We start from the raw sequence: 425 nt of genomic DNA on the forward strand, positions 1-425 counted from the left end.
GGCATCGTTCACCGCGGTGACGGTGATCGTGACGGTGGCCTCGTTGGAGTCCGCCGTCCCGTCGTTCACCTTGAAGATGAAGGAGTCCGGGCCATGGTAGTTGGCCGAGGGCGTGTACGTGCGCGAAGCCCCAGTGCCCGACAACGTGCCGTGCGTCGGCCCCGACACCACCGTGTACGTCAGCGTGTCTCCGTCCACGTCCGTGGCCTCCAACGTCACGGACACCGCCGTCTCCTCGGCCGTCGTCACCGAGCCCGTCAGGGCCACCGGGGCATCATTCACCGGGGTGACGGTGAGCGTGACGGTGGCCACATTGGAGTCCTCTGTCCCGTCATTCACCTTGAAGGTGATGGCATCCGGGCCGTGGTAGTTGGCCGCTGGCGTGTACGTGCGCGAGGCCCCCGTGCCCGACAACGTGCCGTGCG

General features: G+C 67.3%; 1 protein-coding gene. It reads right to left on the reverse strand.

The window, feature by feature from the left end:
* Positions 1 to 425 (reverse strand): tandem-95 repeat protein (locus tag Q664_RS49100; RefSeq protein WP_152622808.1); only part of this gene is annotated, 425 nt, incomplete at both ends.

It is taken from the genome of Archangium violaceum Cb vi76, from assembly GCF_000733295.1.
Classification (GTDB): domain Bacteria; phylum Myxococcota; class Myxococcia; order Myxococcales; family Myxococcaceae; genus Archangium; species Archangium violaceum.